The sequence below is a fragment of the Streptococcus parasanguinis genome (assembly GCF_001069785.1).
Lineage (GTDB): Bacteria > Bacillota > Bacilli > Lactobacillales > Streptococcaceae > Streptococcus > Streptococcus parasanguinis_T.
Genome location: NZ_JVSR01000051.1, coordinates 1 through 18,243, shown reverse-complemented (window position 1 = coordinate 18,243; position 18,243 = coordinate 1). Strand labels below are relative to the sequence as shown.

The 18,243-nt window shown below is 41.3% G+C and carries 16 protein-coding genes; 2 read left to right on the top strand and 14 right to left on the bottom strand.

What is annotated here, in order from left to right:
- Window positions 1-81 precede the first annotated feature (81 nt).
- The 8 genes from prsA to ADG03_RS03495 form a co-directional block, all read right to left on the bottom strand.
- Entirely contained in the window at window positions 82-1,026 is a 945-nt protein-coding gene (gene prsA / locus ADG03_RS03530) for a peptidylprolyl isomerase PrsA (protein ID WP_049472148.1), read from the bottom strand.
- Window positions 1,027-1,098: 72 nt separating this feature from the next.
- On the bottom strand, window positions 1,099-1,818 hold the full coding sequence (locus ADG03_RS03525) for an O-methyltransferase (RefSeq protein ID WP_049472147.1): 720 nt from the start codon (window positions 1,816-1,818) through the stop codon (window positions 1,099-1,101).
- Between the two features lies 1 nt (window position 1,819).
- Window positions 1,820-3,622 carry an oligoendopeptidase F gene (gene pepF / locus ADG03_RS03520; protein WP_049472146.1) on the bottom strand — a complete coding sequence of 601 codons (1,803 nt, stop codon included), beginning with the start codon at window positions 3,620-3,622 and terminating at the stop codon, window positions 1,820-1,822.
- Between the two features lie 72 nt (window positions 3,623-3,694).
- Window positions 3,695-4,645 carry a competence protein CoiA gene (locus ADG03_RS03515; RefSeq protein WP_049472145.1) on the bottom strand — a complete coding sequence of 317 codons (951 nt, stop codon included), beginning with the start codon at window positions 4,643-4,645 and terminating at the stop codon, window positions 3,695-3,697.
- 73 nt (window positions 4,646-4,718) lie between these two features.
- The gene (locus ADG03_RS03510; RefSeq protein ID WP_049472144.1) at window positions 4,719-5,300 is read right to left on the bottom strand and encodes an LptM family lipoprotein; all 582 of its coding nucleotides are present in this window, start codon (window positions 5,298-5,300) and stop codon (window positions 4,719-4,721) included.
- Window positions 5,301-5,467: 167 nt separating this feature from the next.
- Window positions 5,468-6,640, bottom strand: coding sequence for an MFS transporter (locus tag ADG03_RS03505; protein WP_049472143.1), 1,173 nt, complete (start codon window positions 6,638-6,640; stop codon window positions 5,468-5,470).
- A gap of 70 nt (window positions 6,641-6,710) precedes the next feature.
- Complete coding sequence (locus ADG03_RS03500) at window positions 6,711-8,057, bottom strand: DUF1958 domain-containing protein (RefSeq protein ID WP_049472142.1); 1,347 nt, start codon at window positions 8,055-8,057, stop codon at window positions 6,711-6,713.
- A gap of 188 nt (window positions 8,058-8,245) precedes the next feature.
- Complete coding sequence (locus ADG03_RS03495) at window positions 8,246-8,953, bottom strand: glucosamine-6-phosphate deaminase (protein ID WP_003006372.1); 708 nt, start codon at window positions 8,951-8,953, stop codon at window positions 8,246-8,248.
- Between the two features lie 307 nt (window positions 8,954-9,260).
- Here ADG03_RS03495 and queA point away from each other — a divergent pair, with 307 nt between their 5' ends.
- On the top strand, window positions 9,261-10,289 hold the full coding sequence (gene queA, locus ADG03_RS03485; protein ID WP_049472141.1) for a tRNA preQ1(34) S-adenosylmethionine ribosyltransferase-isomerase QueA: 1,029 nt from the start codon (window positions 9,261-9,263) through the stop codon (window positions 10,287-10,289).
- Between the two features lie 11 nt (window positions 10,290-10,300).
- Window positions 10,301-10,771, top strand: coding sequence for an arginine repressor (locus ADG03_RS03480; protein WP_003006364.1), 471 nt, complete (start codon window positions 10,301-10,303; stop codon window positions 10,769-10,771).
- A gap of 29 nt (window positions 10,772-10,800) precedes the next feature.
- Here ADG03_RS03480 and ADG03_RS03475 read toward each other — a convergent pair whose 3' ends face one another.
- From ADG03_RS03475 to ADG03_RS03450, 6 genes are all read right to left on the bottom strand, one after another.
- Window positions 10,801-12,135, bottom strand: coding sequence for a dipeptidase (locus tag ADG03_RS03475; RefSeq protein ID WP_049472140.1), 1,335 nt, complete (start codon window positions 12,133-12,135; stop codon window positions 10,801-10,803).
- A gap of 17 nt (window positions 12,136-12,152) precedes the next feature.
- Complete coding sequence (locus ADG03_RS03470; RefSeq protein WP_049472139.1) at window positions 12,153-13,664, bottom strand: YfcC family protein; 1,512 nt, start codon at window positions 13,662-13,664, stop codon at window positions 12,153-12,155.
- Window positions 13,665-13,788: 124 nt separating this feature from the next.
- The gene (gene arcC, locus ADG03_RS03465; RefSeq protein ID WP_049472138.1) at window positions 13,789-14,733 is read right to left on the bottom strand and encodes a carbamate kinase; all 945 of its coding nucleotides are present in this window, start codon (window positions 14,731-14,733) and stop codon (window positions 13,789-13,791) included.
- Between the two features lie 82 nt (window positions 14,734-14,815).
- Window positions 14,816-15,832, bottom strand: coding sequence for an ornithine carbamoyltransferase (gene argF, locus ADG03_RS03460; RefSeq protein WP_049472137.1), 1,017 nt, complete (start codon window positions 15,830-15,832; stop codon window positions 14,816-14,818).
- Between the two features lie 84 nt (window positions 15,833-15,916).
- Window positions 15,917-17,146, bottom strand: coding sequence for an arginine deiminase (gene arcA, locus ADG03_RS03455; protein ID WP_006596658.1), 1,230 nt, complete (start codon window positions 17,144-17,146; stop codon window positions 15,917-15,919).
- A 234-nt stretch (window positions 17,147-17,380) separates the two neighbouring features.
- The gene (locus ADG03_RS03450; RefSeq protein WP_049472136.1) at window positions 17,381-18,070 is read right to left on the bottom strand and encodes a Crp/Fnr family transcriptional regulator; all 690 of its coding nucleotides are present in this window, start codon (window positions 18,068-18,070) and stop codon (window positions 17,381-17,383) included.
- Between the last annotated feature and the right edge of the window lie 173 nt (window positions 18,071-18,243).

Genomic DNA, 18,243 nt, shown 5'->3' with positions numbered 1-18,243 from the left:
CCCCCGCCACTTCTCTGATTCCGAGTAACAATGATTTATTCTCAACTATTTCATTATACAAGTTCCAAAAGGAACCGTCAACTATTTTTTAGATGATGAACTGCTATCGCTCGTTTGAACACCGATATTTTGCAAATATTGGTTAAATGTTGATTTGAAGGCATCATCTTTGACCTTGATATTGGCATTGGTCATCGCTTTTGCAATAATGCTACGGATGTAGTTAGTATCTTGCTTACGACCGTCAACAATGATCTCTTTCAAACGTTTTTCGTATTTCTTCCAGTCAGAACCTTTTTCTGTCTTCTTATTCAATTTGACAATATAGTAGCTAGCAGAATAGTTTTGACCTGCTGAAACTGTGATCACATCTGAAATGCCGTTTTCATCCAATTTAAAGGCAGCTTCTTTGACTTGAGATGGAATATTTGCTGTTCCTGAATCGAACTTAACTTCGCCACCTTTGTCTTTTGTAGCAGTATCTGTTGAATTGTCTTTGGCGATTTGGGCAAAGTCTGCACCTTCCGCTTTAGCAGCTTCCAACACTTCTTTTGCTTTATCTTCTGAATCTAACTTGATAATTTGTGCTGTTACTTCTGGTGTGTAAGATTCAAAAGCTGCCTTGTAGTCAGACTCTTTGATATCTTTCTTAGCCGCTTGGTTGACTGCATATTCCAACAACATATTGCTACGGATTTGTTTCTTCGCTGTTTCTTCCGTCAAGCCTTGTTGCGCCAAGTATGCATCGAATTGGTTACCTAATTGTTTCTTTTGTTTAGCCAATTCTTTATCGACTTCTTTATCAGAAACTTTTGATCCATATTCTTTTTCAAAGACTTTATTGATGGTCATTTGGAAAAGAACTTGTTGAGCACCTTGGTTGGTTTTGATTTCATTATAGAAATCAGAAACTGTGATCGTGTCCCCTTTCATGGTCACGATATCTTTGTTTGTGCCATTGGCACACGCTGCTAGTGTTACGACTGATAGCAAGGTCACAGCACCCGCTACAAGTTTTTTCTTCATGAAAATTATTCTCCGTTCCTTTTTAAACTTCTTCTATTTTACCACAAATTAGAGAGAATACCTTAAATTTACCTAAAAAGAGCTAGGATCTGGCAAGGTTACCGTCTCTGCATTTTTCCGAATCATCAAAATACCATCTCCAAGTGGCACCAAACTAGCGGTCAAATCTGGATGGTTGAGAGTCGCGTTAAAGAGGTTCTGAAGCCCCCGGTAAATGGTTCGTTGCCCACGACGCACTTCCATGATGTCCTTAGCAACATCTCCTCCTTGGAAAATATCATCCAATACCACGACTCCCCCAACTTCTAAGAGTTCGAGAATTCGTGGTAAAAAGACGATGTACTTAGACTTAGCAGAATCCATGAAGACAAAGTCATAGGTCTCTGTCAAATCCTGCAAGACATCTACCGCATCTCCTTCAAGCAAGGTGATTTGTTTTCGCTGATCGTATTTAGACAGATTTTCCTTGGCAAAGCCAATCATCTCTTCATTCCGATCAATAGTGGTAATTTGTGCATCGGGAGCATTTTCAGCCATTAAGAGCGCTGAAAATCCAATTGCTGTCCCAATTTCCAGGATTTTCTTTGGTTGTAGGGCTTGCAGGAGTAGTCTAAAGTAAGCTACCGTTTCATGCGGAATAATCGGAATATTTTCCTTGCGGGCGAATGCTTCTAACTCCTCCAAGGCACCTGCTACCGGTTTTTGACGCGTGCGCATAAAGTCAACGATCTCGTCTTTAACCACTGGCCGGCGCATATTGTGGTTGGCATTTTTACTATAAGACTCTACCATCTTATGCGAGTCCTAATTTTTCTACTAGGGCTTCAAATTCATTCAACCGACGTTCAAAGACCGCAAAGGCTGCGTCCAAGTAGTCTTCTTTTTCCATATCCACACCTGCTTTGCGGATGACATTGAGTGGATAATCAGAATTTCCAGCTTTCAAGTAGTCGATATATTTATCACGATCTTCTTGTGTTCCATGAACAATCTTTTCAGCTAAGGCTGAAGCTGCTGCAAAACCTGTTGAATATTGGAAGACATAGTAGTTATAGTAGAAGTGAGGAATCCGAGCCCATTCATATTGGATCTCAGGGTTGTCTTCTTTTGAAAGACCATAGTATTTTTCATTGAGCTCTGCATAAAGGTTGTTCAAGAACTCACTAGTCAAAACGGTACCTTCTTGGTCTGCTTTATGGATGGCATGCTCAAATTCAGCAAACTGCGTTTGACGGAAGACGGTTCCACGGAAGCCATCCAAGAAGTGATTCAAAATAGCAAAACGAGTTGCATCGTCTTCTACTTCTTCTAACAGACGTTCGGTCAGGATATTTTCATTGGTTGTAGAGGCGATTTCGGCAAGGAAGATGGAATAGTCCCCATAGACATAAGGCTGGGTTTCACGGGTATAGCTAGAATGCATACTGTGACCAGTTTCATGCACCAAGGTGAAGAGATTATCCAATGTATCTTGCCAGTTCAACAACATGAAGGCATTGGTATCATAAGAACCACCTGAATAGGCACCTGAGCGTTTTCCTTGGTTGACATGCACATCAATCCACCGTTCGCTAAAGGCACGTTTCACACGAGAAAGGTAGTCCTCACCCAAAACAGCCAAGACTTCTTCTGCTTTGGCCAACGATTCTTCATAGGTAAACTTGTAGTCTGTATCGGATAATGGCGTATACATATCGTACATCTTCAAGTCTGAGATTCCTAGAATTTTTGAACGCAATTGCACATAGCGTTGCAAGAGTGGCAAGTGTTTGTTGACCGCTGCCACCAAGCTATCATAAACACTTTCTGGTACAAAGTTTTCAGAAAGCGCTGCTTCACGGGCAGATGAGAATTTGCGAACTTTGGCATTAAAGTTGTGAACTTTCACATTGGTTTGCAAGGTTTTAGCATAGGTATGTTGGTACTGTTCATAAACCTTGTAGAGGCCTTCGTAAGCTTCTTTACGAACGGCACGATCTTTTGATTCTACCAAAGAAATATAGTTTCCATGGGTTAATTGAACCTCTTCGCCCTTGTCATCATGCACAGTTGGGAAAACAATATCTGCATTGTCCAAGATTTCAAAGGTTTCACCCCCAGCCGCAAAGATCTCACCAGCTCCTGCAAGTAATTCCTCTTCTTTTTGAGACAAGACATGTTCTTTTTTCTCTAGCAAACGATCAAAATAATGACCATATTGTTCCAAGGCTGGAACTTCACTCACAAAGGTCTTGTATTGCTCATCCGTAATGGCCATGAATTCAGGCTCATAGAAGGCAAAGGTTTCACCTAACAAGCTATAAAGAGACATCCCTTTTGATTGGTACTCTTGGTATTTAGCCACTCGTGTGTCTTGGTCATTTTTCATATGGGCATAGACGTAGACCTTTTCTAAACGACGGCTCAATTCTAAATATGCATTGGTTGTATCCAACAGTGTTTGCGCTGAATCCAACAAATGACCAGCATAGTGGCTTGCTGCTTTAATATCTGCAGCTAAGCTAGCTGCTGCTTCTTCCCAAGCTTGATCTGTCGCAAAAATAGTCGACAAATCCCATTGGTATTTTTCATCAATTTCATTACGTTGTTTTACCATTTCGATTAATCCTCCAATGGTTCTATTTTAGCATAAAAATGAAAATTTCGGGAGGATTTCTATCTTAGAAAGTTAGCTTTTCTGCTGAGCATAAAAACGTGGGGGATAAAGGATCTGAACAGGTTGGATCCCTTGCGACTGATAATAGGTCATAAACTGCTGGTAGTAATCTTCTACATCCTCTTCAATTTGAAGCAAGTTCTGTGAAAGGATCGGACGACAAAGAGGATAAAAGAAATCCAGCCCCAGTTCCATCAGATGGTTTCCCTGCAAATAGAGTTCTTCCTGAAGCTTCAGCCACTTTGGGTGACGATAAAAGAGTTGCTGCTGTATATACGTTAAAAATGTACGATCGAGCTCGACTGCCATTTGCTGCATGGGTTGCGAAAGATAAGGGGTCCGTAAGACTTCCAGTAAAGACCTTTGGCCAAAAGGGAAAATTTCTGTTTGATAATGCAATCGCCCTCGTAAATCCTCATGGATGAGGTATTGTAGACGTAGCTCTTTCTTTGTCAGATCCAATTCCCAAAGATGGAACCCTCGATTCTGACTAAAATAAAGAAAGCCAGCCTGCAGCTTTGTTAGTCTTTCCTTGAGCCACAACTTTTTACCAAGTAACCAATAGACATGGTAACCGTTGGATCGATAAGCATCGCTCCTCTCCTTCAAGCGTTCTAAAGATAAGGAGCTGCACTGCACTTCCAAAGCTAAGTTCTTGTCTACTACCAAAAGATCGGCAATTTGTTGAAAGTCTGCTAAATAACTTTCTACCTCTGTATTAGATTCCTTAGAGGCCCAATCATAAAGACAAGCTTTTAATTCCAGATGTTCAAAACTCTCCGCTTCGTGATGATAGGGACAATGCTGTAATTTTATATGAGCAAAATGAGCCCGTAGAACCGAGCCATTTTTTAGACGCACTGGACTATGACAAGCCAAGCAATAGAAGGGACCTTCTGTCACAGCTGGGATCTCTTCCATACAGTTCCACCGCTTTTGATTGTTATCCATGGCAATAAACATAGGCCCACCTCCTCATCTATATCATTCGAAAAAAAATAGGAAAAAGGCTGGAAATTCCAACCTTTTCTTCTTTTTATTCTTCAGAATCTGAATCTGAATCATCACTAGAATCATCAGCAACAGGAGATTTACTCAATTCTTTCTGCATATCTTTCATTTCTTTACGAGTACTTTCCAACTCTTCACGAGCATCTTTCAAGATTTCGATCAAAGCTTCACGGTCTTCTTTAGGAACGACTGTACTATCTGAACCGATGCTTTCCAAGCCTTCATTAAAGATATCTTTTTGGTTTTCTAATCCTTGCTTTAAGGTACTAATCATTGCATCGTATTGTTCTTTTGCAGAACCTGTCACAGAAGTGCCTGCTTCTTCAGTAATAGAAACAGAATGATCCATTAATTTTGCAAACAACTTTTTGAAGTCTCCAACTGTCTTAGCCTTGTTGATTTCAGCATCTGTTAAGAGGCTAGAAGATGACGTATCTTCTGAATCTGTTGAATTATCCTTACTTTTTGAAGTGTTGGCAGATTTGCTCGTCACTTTAGTCGTTGATTGACTGTTTGAAGTTTCTTTCTTTGTGTCTTGTTTGTTTGAACAAGCAGCTAGGGAAACAATCGTCAAAAGAGCAGCTGTCGATAAGATCATTTTTTTCATAAAATGGTCTCCTTTATATTTATTTTACCTCATTCTACCATCGAATACTTTGACTGTCAAATTAATCACTAGTTCTTAATAATAGCAAAAAAGTTGGACAAAACACTGTGAAATCAGTGTTTCTGTCCAACTCCTCGATGATTAGTCATACAATTGTAACAATTTCATTAGTCTACTTTGCCACCAAAAAGTCCGTGAGCTTTCCCTTGGGGCATTTTTAAGGCAAAGCTCAGCAAAAAGACGATCCCTACAACCCCTGCTAAAAAGAAACTCATGACTTGGTAACCACCTCTTTCAATACAGAGGGCTGCGAGGGGTTGTAAAAGAATGGTTCCTAAATAACGAGCTCCTTGGACAATGGCCATGGCAAGAACCAAGTCTTTGCCATTCACCTGTTGGGCAATAAACCGTAAGGAGACCATAATCAAAACCATCCCTGTTGTATGCTTGGCTAAAAGAGTCAAAAGCACTTTTAAGAAGGCAGGACTTGGAAGAGCGTAGACAACATATTGAGCAAAAATAATCCCGATTGGAAGAGCGATCAAAACCCGTAAAGGCCAGTGGTCCATGAATCGATCAGAGAAAAAGATCAAGGGGGCTTCCACTACGACGGAGACAGCCACAACTGTTGAGGCAATATGCACTGGTAGACCACTATCCATGAGTAGCTCAGGAATATAGGTATGACCAATATTTCCAACCCCTGAAGCCAACCCAATCAACACAATAAAGAAGAGATAAGGTCCATTGTGAAGAAGAGGACGAATAGAGACAGGGTGTTTTTCCTTTTCTACGACTGTCTCTTTTTTCTTCATTCGAACGGCACTTAGACAGAAAATGCTGAGTACAATGGTGATCAAAACCGTATAATAGACTGCTTGGGGGCTAAACTGATGATAGACCCAGCCAGCTATTTGGACACCGACCGAGTAGCCAATGGTTCCCCAAACGCGAATCTTCCCAAAAGCGTATGGACTTTGCGTTGCAAAAACTTCCATCATGGGAGCTGTCCCATTCAAACAGACTAGAACAATTCCGTAAAAAACAGTCAGCCAAAAGAGATTGGGGGCCCAAAGAAAACCGAAGACACCACCAATGATCACACTCAGACTGAGGGTCGTCATTTTTACGATTCCAAATCGCTCATTGATATACCCAAAGAAGGGTTGGGCTACCATAGATAAGAAAAAGGCAACCGATACCAAGGTCGACACTTGAGTTGCACTATAGTGCTTTCCCATCAAATAAACGGAAATAAGAGTCGTAAAGAGAGATGTGGACATAAAATAAAAACTATAGAGTAGCATATAAGCCGTATAAGAATTTCGGAATTTTTTCATATAAATCCTTTCTAAAAATATCGGAATGAGACAATGACAAAACCCAACTGACAATCAGTTAGGTTTTATTTTACTCTTTATTATAGCGCTTTTGAGCCTCTTTTTTGCGTCTCTCACGACTTTGTTTTTCAATCGAGAGAATGATGACAAGAATGAGAATTGGAATCAAGATCAGGAAGTGATCCAGCGAAAGCCATTTACTGTGCTTAGCCGTTGTCTTTTTCCCACTTGCTGTTTCTTTGACAAGCTCTGGCTTGGCCCCTTCTTCTACCTTCATATCATCTCGGATACCTTCAGACAACGTGTAGAGATCATTATCTACTGTCAGATAGCCATCTTTTACCGCAAGGGTCGGTTCTTTAGCACCTTTTTTGACCGTTGCATAGAAGGGTTTTTCAAGTGTATAGGTCTTGCCGTCAATCTTCTGGACACCTGCATCTAGCAATTTTTTATAGCCAAAATCTTTATAGGCTTTTTCGATCAAGGCATTGCCAAACGGGTGACGGTAATATTCCCCATCTTGGTCTGCCCAATCTCCTACGCCCATAATGACAGCAATTAAGCGCTGATTGCCCCGTTTGATGGTCGCGATATAGTTGAAAGCTCCACGAGGGCTTGAACCAGTTTTCAAACCATCCACACCTTTCAAGGCATACTTGGCTCCTGGCAATGAATAATTGTAGGTATCAAAGGTTTCCTCATATGGAGTCCCTTTTTTGACCGTGACTTGTGCTTGATTGGTATAGTTTAAAATATCTGGGTATTGATTGATAAAATGATAAACCAGAATCCCTAAATCACGCGCAGTTGTCTGGTTGGCCGCATCATTTGGATAATTGTTGACCTGATAGTAGCCCTGCAAGGTGGAGATGGCCGCCCCACTCGGGTTATTCCAGACCGTATTGGTCATCCCTAATTCCTTAGCCTTGGCATTCATGCGCTCGATAAAGGCATCTGGATCATTGTTGGACATGAGATTGGCCAACATGAGGGTCGATACATTTGAGGATGGAACCACTGTCATGGTAATCAACTCAGGAATTGTGTAGTCTACCCCAGCAACAATATTATTGTTGGAGATCTCATAGATCTTTCCGATCGCTTGGTCTGAAGCGGTCGCCTTGATCACTGTATCCTTACTGATCTTGCCATTTGCCATATCTTCAAACAAGAGATAGAGCGTCATGAGCTTACTCATGCTGGCCGGATCTCTGGCTTCATCGATATTGTCTTTCCAAAGAACATTTCCCGTATTGCCGTCAATGATGAGCGAAGAATGTGGACGGTTTATAGCTTGGACATTGTCATTTGGATACATCTTTTGCGCCATATCTACCAATTCATCCGCACTCGCTAGAACTGGCTGGCATAAGAGACTCAGAAGGAGGCAAATATGGATCAAATATTTTTTTATCATAAACTTTTCCTTTATAACAGACTAATCAGCTGGAGGCTAAAATAAGCTTCTAGCCCTCATGCCCTTTCCTCTTGTCTCCCAGTAGATGAAAAGAGCTAATCCCAGCAGATAATTACTTGTATTGTACCATATTTTGAAGCAGAAAAAAACCTATCTGGCCCGAATAAATCGGCGATAGGTCCTGTTTTTTATCGACTTAACAAGCTCAAGGCTTCCTTATCCGCAATAATGGTCACATTTGGATGTCCTTGAAGGGCACTAGCTGGCACTTTTTCTGTCCTTTCACCCTCTACTGTACCTTTGATTGCTTGGGCTTTTGATTCCCCATAAGCAAACAAGACAATTGATTTCGCAGCTAAGATATTGGCAATCCCCATCGAAATGGCTTGGGTTGGTACATCTTCGATCTTATCAAAGAAACGAGAATTGGCCTCAATGGTAGAGGCATCCAACTGAACTAAGTGGGTCTGACTATCAAAGGATGTCCCTGGCTCATTAAAACCGATATGCCCATTGCGTCCGATTCCCAAGATTTGAAGATCCACTGGATGGTCTTCGAGTATTTTGTTATAACGGATCACTTCTTGATCGGCAGATTCTTCTACACCTGATGGGAGATAACTTTCTTTGAATGGTTTGGCATCAAAGAGGTTTTTCTCCATGAAATACCGATAAGATTGAGGATCATCTCCCGTCAACCCTACGTATTCATCTAAGTTCACACTGATTAGATTAGACAGATCCAAATCACTTTCACGAATTTGTTTATAAAACTCAAGGGGACTGCTTCCAGTCGCAAGACCTAAGGTTTGAGCACCTTCCTTTAAAGTTTCTTTCAATATATCAAAGGCAACTTTTCCACCCTCAATTTGGTCCTTTACTTCAATAATTTTCATTGGATAGACCTCCTATTTCTCTATGCTTTTATTATATGGTATAGACCAATTTTTGTCAAGTGAAACCGCTATCTTTTTCTGGCATTTTTTTCATTTTCAAGTCGATTCGTGATATAATGAAAGGTATGATTGTATCACTATTATTCATCATTTTTTTGATCGGACTCCTTGTCTTTCTCTTATCTTTCTTGATTCATCAAAGAAAGATTCTCAAGGTCCTGATCTTTTTGATGGGAATCAGCCTGATGCTCTTAGCTGTCGGGACTACCATCTATCTACTCACAAATTTATTATAAAAGGAGCGCAAATGAATACTAACGACTTTGACTTTGATTTGCCTGAAGAACTGATTGCTCAAACCCCTCTTGAAAAACGAGATGCCTCTAAACTCTTGATCCTCGATCGAAAAACAGGGCAATTCCAAGACCGTCATTTTGATGCAATTTTGGATGAATTGGAGCCAGGAGATGCTCTTGTCATGAACAATACGCGCGTTCTACCAGCCCGCCTTCATGGAGTCAAACCAGAAACAGGTGGTCACGTCGAATTCCTTCTCCTTAAAAATACGCAAGATGACTGTTGGGAAGTCTTGGCAAAACCTGCAAAACGCTTAAAGGTAGGGGCCACAGTCAGCTTCGGAGATGGTCGGTTGACCGCAACCGTTGAGGAAGAATTAGAGCACGGAGGCCGTATCGTTCGCTTCCACTACCAAGGGATCTTTTTAGAAGTTCTAGAAAGCCTTGGTGAAATGCCACTTCCTCCCTATATTCACGAAAAACTTGCTGACCGCGAGCGCTACCAAACCGTTTACGCCAAAGAAAATGGTTCTGCAGCAGCTCCAACGGCAGGTCTTCATTTCACCAAAGAATTGCTCCAAAAGATTGAAGCAAAAGGGGTTCACCTGGTCTATTTGACCCTTCATGTGGGCCTGGGAACCTTCCGTCCAGTATCCGTGGACAATCTTGAAGACCATGAGATGCACTCTGAATTTTACCAACTTTCTGAAGAGGCTGCTGCTACCCTTCGTCAGGTAAAAGCTGCAGGAAAACGCATCGTAGCTGTTGGAACGACTTCTATTCGAACCCTTGAAACAATTGGCAATAAATTTGATGGAGACATCCAAGCCGATTCAGGTTGGACCAATATCTTTATCAAACCAGGTTATGAATGGAAAGTCGTCGACGCCTTTTCAACCAACTTCCACCTTCCAAAATCAACTCTGGTCATGTTGGTTTCTGCCTTTGCTGGCCGCGAATTAACCCTCGAAGCCTACCACCATGCTATTCAGGAACGGTACCGCTTCTTCAGCTTTGGGGATGCTATGTTCATCAAGTAAAGGAGTCTCTCATGAATAAAATTGAAAGCCGCCATCGCTTGATCCGCTCGATCATTTCTGAGCGTAGGATTCATACCCAACAAGAACTCCAGGAAGCCTTAGAAGCCAATGGTGTTCTCGTTACCCAGTCCACGCTTTCACGGGATGTCAAATCCTTGAATCTAGTAAAAATTAACGAGGGGGATAGTTCCTACTATGCCATGAACACCATCGCTCCTTCCCGTTGGGAAAAGCGACTGCGGATGTATATGGAAGATGCCTTAGTCATGTTGCGGCCGGTTCAAAACCAGGTCGTTGTAAAAACTCTTCCAGGTCTTGCCCAATCCTTTGGAGCGATCTTAGATGCATTGGAACTCCAAGAAATTGTAGCTACCATCTGTGGAGACGATGTCTGTTTGGTTATCTGCGAAGACAACCAAGGAGCTTTGGATTGCTTTGAAAAATTAAAAGAATTCACGCCCCCCTTCTTCTTTAGTAAATAAAAAGTTTGGAAACCAAGTTTCCAAACTTTTTATGTTGTGGCTAAGCGTTGAATGGCTTCTCGATAGATTTCCATCGCAGCGTATAGATCGTCAATTTTTGCACGTTCATTGGCTTGGTGCTCGGTCTGTTCTGCACCTGGGAAAAGAGCCCCGAAAGCGACACAATTTTCCATGGTCCGCGCAAATGTCGCACCACCAGAAGACATAGCTGGTGTCTTATCACCAGTTTCTTCCTGATAGACGGCCATCAAAGAGCTGACTAAAGGACTATCCAAAGGAACATATAAAGGAGCTAAATAATCAAACTCTTCATATTCCAACTGATAACTAGCTGCAATTTCTCGCAAACGAGCTACCAAGGCATCCTTGTCTGCTAAGACGGGGATCCGAATATCAATTCCGATTTCCGATTGTTCTTGATCGATCACAAGGGTCGCAAGATTGAAGGAAAGATCCCCACTTGGTTCATCTGTAATTTTTCCAAATAGGGCTTCTCCAGTTGCATCCTCACCAACAGCATCTGCAATAAAGAGCAAGGCTGGGTGGGGTTGGATGAGGGACAGACTTTCCGCTAAACCGACAATGGCATTCACTCCTTCGGCTGCATCTTTGGAGTGCTTGGAAACGCCCATAACCGTTACAGAATTTTCTGTTTGGCTATACTGAACCCCACTTTGATCCAAAACAGGAAGCAACTCTTCCAAACGATGACCAGCATAGGTCGCTTTATCTGGAACAACATTGAGGGCCTGACCAGCCTGTAAAGGAAGATCATCCCAACCTGGGCCATGCAATTTCACTTGTAACAAGCCTTTTTCAGCATAGGTTAATGGGAAAGAAGAATCCGGTGCAAACCCAAGATCCGCTTGTTCTTCAATTTGATTGTAGCGGTTCATACACCGCCACAAGGTTTCTTCATCCGTCCCAAAGATAAAGCGGATTCGTTTGGTAAACTGGATGCCATCATCCAGCAAACTCTTAACTGCATAGAGAGCAGCGAGTGACGGCCCCTTATCATCCTGTACACCACGACCTACTAGATAGTCACCGACAACAGTCGCTTCAAAGGGTGGCGTTTGCCAATCTTTAAGATCACCGGCTGGAACAACATCCAAGTGACAAAGAACGGCCAGGAGTTCTTCCCCCTGACCGATCTCTGCATATCCATAGTATCCTTCAGGATCTATATATGTTTGAAAACCTAATTCTTGAGCAAGCTCTAAGGTTTTTTCTAGGACATCTTGGATAGCTTGTCCAAACGGTGTTCCATTTTCCCCTTCATTTAACACAGAAGGGTAAGAAATGATGGTTTGAAGAGAGTTTAAAAACTGCTCTTTCACATCGTCCTTAATTCTTTTTTTCATGAAACACCTACTTTATTCTATTGCAAGAATGGAACCACAGTTCCTAGTAGAAGAAGGGCAATAGTGATCACAACAATCGCTACGACCAATTTACCCATGAATTTCCACCATGCACTCAAGTCAACACGTCCAAGAGCAAGAGCTCCCATTACGATACCTGAAGTTGGTGCGATCAAGTTCAAGACACCAGATGCAGATTGGTAAGCTGTGACAATCAAGCTACCTGGTACATTGACGAATTTACCAAGAGGTGCCATGATACCCATTGTTGCGCTAGCAAGACCAGATGATGATGGGATCAAGAATGACATTGGCAAGTAGAAAATGTAAGTCAAGACAATGAATAATTGAGATGAAAGACCTTTCAGTCCTTCTTCACCCCAGTGAAGAATTGTTGCAGTGATCATACCGTCGTTCATGATGACTTGGATACCACGTGCTACTGCTACGATAAGAGCAACACTCAAGAGGTCAGCTGCACCATTCATGAAGGATGAAATGATTTTATCTTCTTTCAAGCCATAAATGATACCAACAAGGATTCCCATGAAGGCAAAGAGCATAGCTGTTTGAGGGAAGTACCATGTACCAAGAGCATCTGTGTTACCGATCAATTGACCAAGCACTGGAACTTTATGAAGAGATTCGTTAAAGTTTTCAAAGAATTTAATACCCAAATCTTTGAATGGGATAAATCCAGCAACCATGATGACGAATGTCGAAATGAAGACGAGCAAGACACGTTTTTGTTTCTTGTTCATTTGTGAAGGGATTTCTTCGCCACTATCAACGTTGAAGTGTTTCAAATCTTCTTCACGAGTTGCATAAGTGAGAGATTTGGTTGGGTCTTTTTGAACCTTATCTGCATAACGGTATACATAGTAGGTGCTAAGTCCTGTCAATACGAACCAGAAGATTACGCGGAGCAAGAGACCTGAAGCACTGGAGATACCTGCAGTATCAGAAGCGATAACTGTCGCAAATGGGTTCAATGTTGACGCCAAACATCCGATTTGTGATCCTAAGAGGATAATAGCCACCCCTGTCAAGCTGTCAAAACCAACAGACATCATAACAGGAACAAGAAGTGGATAGAAGGCCATAGTTTCTTCACCCATACCATAAGTTGTACCACCAAGGGCAAACAATGGCATCAAGATCAAGATCAACATTTTTTCGCGGCCTTTGTATTTGCGAACGATAGAAGCAATCCCTACATCAAGGGTACCTGTTTCGTTCACAACTCCAAGGAAACCACCGACCATCAAGATGAAGAAGGCTACGTCAATCGCTGCATTGGTTGGTGCTTTACCAAGCATGGCATTGATTGGAGCCATCAGGACATCCCAAATCCCTTGAGGGTTTTGTTTCACAGATTCATAACTACCTGCTATGATGGCTCCAGCATCATCAACTTTATATTGACCAGCTGGAATGATCCAAGTTAACACTGCCATAACGGCAATGATAATCAACAATACGGAAAAAGATGAAGGCATCTTAAATCCTTTTTTCGCTTTTTCACTCATTTGTCTTCCTCCTAACGCAACAAAGTGTGAGTGATGTTTTACAAGAGTCTCTTGTAAAACGCTTACCTATAAACTTATTCTATCACAATAAGCTTTAAAATACTAGTTTTTTCCTAATTTTTCATTAGTCTTTTTGGATGATTGTTCCACTTTCAGACTCAATCAAAGCTCCAAGGTTTTCAAGTGATGTAATAACTGCTTTTCCTTCTGGGCGACCATTGACAAAGGCAATGGCAGCTTCCACCTTAGGAAGCATGCTTCCTGGTGCAAATTGGTCTTGTTTGATATATTCTTCCAATTGAGCCACATTCACATGTTCCAATTTCGCTTGGTCTGGTTTGTTGTAGTTCACAAAGACATAATCGACACCAGTCAAGACGATGAAGAGGTCTGCTTCTACCAATTCAGCCAAACGTTGAGATGCAAAGTCTTTATCGATAACCGCTTCAACACCAGTCAAGCTACCATCTGCTTCTTTCACAACCGGGATACCGCCACCACCAGCAGCTACCACGACTTGACCGTCGTTCAACAAAGTACGAATGGTATTGATTTCTTTGATATCCACTGGTTTTGGTGAAGCCACAACTTTACGCCAGCCACGACCAGCATCTTCTTTGAAAGTTGCACCTGATTTTTCAGCTTCTGCTTTTGCTTCTTCTTCTGAGTAGAATGGGCCAATTGGTTTGCTGAGGTTAACGAAAGCTGGGTCGTTCTTATCAACAACGACTTGTGTCACAACAGAAGCCACATCTTTTTCAATTCCTTCTTCAAGAAGAGCATTTTGAAGAGCGTTTTGAAGCCAGTAGCCAATGCTTCCTTCGGTCATAGCAACTAATGAATCAAGTGGGAAAGCTGGGTTCTTTTCAGAATTTGCAGCCAAATGTTGGAGCAAGAGGTTCCCTACTTGAGGACCATTTCCATGAGTGATGATCAACTCATCCCCATTTTTGATTAATTTAACTAAGTGTTTAGCTGTTTCTACAAGTGCTTTTTGTTGAGCTTGCGCAGAAGGATCAGATGAGAGAATAGCATTTCCTCCCAAAGCAACGACGATTTTTCTTGACATGAATTTTCCCTTTCTATAAAAAATAGGGGCAGGACTAAAGCTAGCAGTCCAGCCCCTATAGCTGTTGGTATACGGTTAAGTCTTAAACTTTTGGAATGTACAAGTTACCAAGAGTAGCTGCCATAACCGCTTTAATTGTGTGCATACGGTTTTCAGCTTGGTCAAAGTGACGAGCATATTTGCTGCGGAACACTTCGTCAGTAACTTCCATTTCTTCTACGCCGAATTTTTCAGCAACATCTTTACCATAAACAGTGTTTGTGTCGTGGAAAGCTGGCAAGCAGTGCAAGAAGATCAAGTCTTCGTTATCAGCTTTCTTAACCAATTCCATGTTTACTTGGTAAGGTTTCAAAAGGGCAACGCGTTCTGCAAATTTGTCTTCTTCACCCATAGATACCCAAACGTCAGTGTAAAGTACATCTGCACCTTTCACAGCTTCGTCAGCATCTTCAGTGATCAAGATATGAGCACCACTTTCTTTTGCGAATCCTTCTGCCAATTCAACAATTTCTTGTTCTGGGAAGAGTTCTTTTGGTGAGAAGATGTGTACGTTCACACCAAGGATAGCACCTGTTACAAGAAGGCTGTTTGCAACGTTGTTACGTCCGTCACCACAGTATACAAGTGTCAAACCTTCCAAACGTCCAAAGTTTTCTTGAACAGTCAAGTAGTCAGCAAGCATTTGAGTTGGGTGCCATTCGTCAGTCAAACCATTCCATACTGGAACACCTGAGAATTCAGCCAATTCTTCAACCATGCGTTGGCTGAAACCACGGAATTCAATACCGTCAAACATACGTCCAAGAACTTTTGCAGTATCTTCTGTAGATTCTTTTTTACCAAGTTGGATGTCGTTTGCACCAAGGTATTCTGGGTGAGCACCAAGGTCGATGGCTGCAGTAGTGAAGGCAGCACGAGTACGAGTTGAAGTTTTTTCAAACAAAAGCGCAATGTTTTTACCAGCTAGGTAGTGGTGTTGGATGTTGCGTTTTTTAAGGTCTTTCAAGTGAGCTGAAAGTCCGATAAGGTATTCTAACTCAGCACGTGTAAAGTCTTTTTCTGCCAAGAAGCTACGTCCTTGGAACACTGAATTTGTCATTCTAATTGTCTCCTATTTTCTTTCTAGTATTGATGAGTAAGAAGGCTGAGCTGATACACTAAGACCAGCTCGCGATTTCCTACATTAGATTTCTTCACGTTCAAACGGCATTGACATACAACGAGGTCCACCACGACCGCGAACCAATTCACTTCCGCGGATCTTGATCAAACGAAGGCCGTATTCTTCTAATTTCTTGTTGGTAACAGTGTTACGGTCGTATACGACTACCACACCTGGTGCGATTGTAAGAGTATTTGATCCGTCGTTCCATTGTTCACGCGCAGCAGCAACGATGTTGCCATCTCCACATGGAATCAAAGTAACTTTTTCAACACCAAGGTTTTCAGCAAGCAATTCAGCCAAATCACCTTTTTCTTCAACGATCTTCAATTGTTCGTTTTCGTAAGTTACAGAGAAGACGCGAAGGTTACCTTGGATTTCTGGGTGGATTGTGAATTTATCGTAGTCCACCATTGTGAATACTGTATCCAAGTGCATGAATTTACGGTTGTTAGCAAATTCGAAGGCCAATACTTTTTTGAAGCCAACGTTCTTCTTGAAGATGTTTACCAACAATTTTTCGATTGATGCAGCATCTGTACGTTGTGAGATACCAACTGCCAATACATCTTTAGAAAGGACCAACTCATCTCCACCTTCGATACGAGTATCTTCTTCACGGTTGTAGACAAGTTCAACTTTTCCACCGTAAACTGGGTGGTATTTGAAGATGTATTTACCATACAAAGTTTCACGGTTACGTGTATCTGCGTACATGTGGTTCAATGATACTGCATTACCAATTGTCGCAAACGGGTCACGTGTGAAGTACAAGTTTGGCATTGGGTCGATAGCAAATGGATAGTCAGATTCAACAAGGTCTGTCAATCCTTTTGCTTCTTCAGGAATTTCTGGAAGTTCAGCTTTTTGAACCCCTGCCATTGTTTTTTCAACCAATTCTTGGTTGTCTTCAATGCTGTGAAGCAATTCACGGATCGCAATTTTTGTTTGGCGTCCACGAATGTTCGCTTCTTCAAGGTATTCTTCGATGAACTGATCGCGAATTTCTGGAGAAGTCAATGACTCAGCAGCTAACTGTTCAAGATAAAGTACTTCAATACCTTCGTTACGAAGTGCTTCAGCAAATGCGTCGTGTTCTTTTTGAGCATCTTCCAAGAAAGGAATATCATCAAAAAGAAGACGTTCAAGGTAGTCAGGCATCAAGTTTTCCAACTCTTTACCTGGACGGTGCAAACAAACTTTTTTCAGTTTTCCAATTTCTGAGAAAACATGAATTGGGTGTGTAGACATCTATAGTCCTCCTTTTTCTTCGAGCTTGTTCATAAGCTTTATTACAATTGTTATTATATCCTTTATTGTTACCGCTTTCATGAAGGATTCTACTTTTTTAATGCAAAGAATTTGGCATTTTTTTGAATTCTTCCTATTTTTTAGTTAATATGAAGCGTTTTCTTTGCATATTTTGTCTTTTATATTGTTTTTATGAATATATATTTTTTTGAAAAAATAAAAAAGATCAACAAATTAATTGATCTCTTTAAAACTCTTTAAAAAGTAGGCTGTATCTAGAAAGGTTAATTGTTTTCTCTCATACTGTATCTTATGAGAATCGATGAGTTTCTTTAAAACTTGATTGACGGTTTCTCGGGTTGTAGCCGCTAATTTGGCCATTTCCTTCATACTGATTGGAAATGGAAGTTGATTTCCTAAACTTTCATAGTCCTTGCACAAGATAGCTAAAGATTGAACCACACGCTCACTGGCACTAGCTGTCACGACATTACGTAGACGCAACTCTTGAAATTCTAAAATTGACGAGAGCTTTCTCGTAATAAAGAGCAACTGCTCCTTACTCTCTTGGGCAGATAATTCATAGAGGTTGACGGGGATAACGAAACAACGCAAATCTGTCACCGCACTAGCTGTATAGTGGTAACGCTCATCCTGAAACATCCCACCATAAGGGAACAGGGCCCCTTTCTTGATATAATCCATATAGGAAAATTGATCAGACGAATCGAATTGCTCAATGCGAGCAAAGCCTTTTGAAAGAAGAAAAATGCGATCCCGCTTATCTCCTGCATAAAATAAAATTTGTCCTTTTTGGATATCCCTAGCATGAATTTCAACAGCTAATTTATCAAATAGCTCCACTGGCAACGCAGAGAAGGCTGGATGCGAGCGGACCAACTGGTAATCTTCCTTTGTAATCATGTCTATACTTCCTCTTATTACTATTAATTAGTATAACATATTTTTTGATAGAAAAGGGAAAGAAGCCTCTTTAAAACAGAAAAGTATTTCGAAACACCAAGTGAATTTTAAGCTACTGTGATAGAAGAAAAGAGAGTGGGACAGAAATCGGTAATTCGTTAGAATTCGATTTC